Origin of the sequence: Shewanella sp. SM73 (assembly GCF_025653795.1) — a bacterium.
In the GTDB taxonomy this organism is placed as follows: domain Bacteria; phylum Pseudomonadota; class Gammaproteobacteria; order Enterobacterales; family Shewanellaceae; genus Shewanella; species Shewanella oncorhynchi.
In genome coordinates this window covers 1-548 of sequence record NZ_JAKKRY010000044.1, presented here as the reverse complement: position 1 = coordinate 548, position 548 = coordinate 1, and the positions used below count along the sequence as shown (strand labels likewise).

2 rRNA genes are annotated in these 548 nt (G+C 48.4%); both read left to right on the top strand.

The features are described from left to right. A 23S ribosomal RNA gene (locus tag L5M51_RS22780) occupies positions 1-287 on the top strand; the annotation flags it as partial. A 137-nt stretch (positions 288-424) separates the two neighbouring features. Further along, positions 425-540, top strand: a 5S ribosomal RNA gene (gene rrf, locus L5M51_RS22775). Positions 541-548 lie beyond the last annotated feature (8 nt).

Sequence of the window (548 nt, the reverse complement as noted above, 5' to 3'; positions counted from 1 at the left end):
GCCGTGGGCGTTGGATGATTGAAGGGAGCTGCTCCTAGTACGAGAGGACCGGAGTGGACGAACCGCTGGTGTTCGGGTTGTCATGCCAATGGCATTGCCCGGTAGCTACGTTCGGAATCGATAACCGCTGAAAGCATCTAAGCGGGAAGCGAGCCCTAAGATGAGTCATCCCTAGGAATTTAATTCCTCTAAAGAGCCGTTCGAGACTAGGACGTTGATAGGCATGGTGTGTAAGCGTTGTGAGGCGTTRAGCTAACATGTACTAATGACTCGAGAGGCTTAACCATACAACCCAGATGGGTTTTACAAAGAAGCCTTAGACAGAATATCGACACTTGATAAAGTTAAAGACTCAACAGAAAATCAGCTTTCCGAATTATTATTAACGTGAGCCAGAGATGGACACGGTAATAAACAGAATTTGCTTGGTGACAATAGCCTTGTGGAACCACCTGATCCCATCCCGAACTCAGAAGTGAAACGCAAACGCGCCGATGGTAGTGTGGGGTCTCCCCATGTGAGAGTAGGTCATCGCCAAGCGCCTAATT